Source organism: Alcanivorax sp. HI0083, assembly GCF_001635175.1.
The window spans coordinates 1-789 of sequence record NZ_LWFX01001648.1; the positions used below are offsets into that span (position 1 = coordinate 1).

Consider the following 789-nt stretch of genomic DNA (forward strand, 5'->3'; position numbering starts at 1 on the left):
TCACGTAAGCGGATGGCCGTCAGCAAACGGCCATCGCCCATAAACGAGAGCGGCATAAACTCGCGACGGGTATCGTCCGTAAGCGCATGGCTCTCGGCGCCGTAGAGGGGAGTCAACGCTGTCCCGTCCGGGTTCACCCGATACAGATCAAAACGGTTTTCATTGTCCTTGTTGTCCCAGCGCAGAAACACCACTCGACCATCCGCCTTCACCAGCGGCGCCACGTCGTGGCTCATATTGAAGGTGATCTGCTGGATATCCGAACCGTCCGGCTCCATCACATGCAGCGCAAAGGCGCTCACGTCGCGCCCTTCCTCAAGGGGATAAAACTGGGGCTTGCCTTCATCCAGCAGACGGGCCCGGGCCTGACGCTGCCGGGTAGAGGAAAAGACAATGCGGCCATCGGGCAGGTAGGCGGGGTAACGGTCCTGGCCTTCTTCCGCCAGCAGGTCACTACTGATCAGGCGATGGATTGCGCGCCCCTGAAAATCGTATTCCCAAACATTCCAGGTGGGCTGCTCATCCTCGTCCGCATCAGGGATCTCCGGCGCCCGGGCAGCGAAAAGCAACCGGGTTCCATCCGGGCTCACGCTAAGATCGCGAATATCGTGACCAGCCCCCAGCCGCGCGGAGGTCACATCCCGGGCCTGAGCCCGGGCCGAGGCACTGTCGCGCACCATCAACCGGGCACCGGCCTGGAAAACCGCCGGCTCTTCCAGGGCCTCCTGCGCCATCGCGTCCATGTCCGTCTGGGGCGGGGTCCGTTGCACATAGGCCACCGGGATCTCG

1 pseudogene is annotated in these 789 nt (G+C 62.7%); it reads right to left on the reverse strand.

Going from position 1 to position 789, the window contains the following annotated elements:
- Positions 1–770: pseudogene (locus tag A3754_RS24230) on the reverse strand (hypothetical protein); the annotation flags it as partial.
- Positions 771–789: the final 19 nt, after the last annotated feature.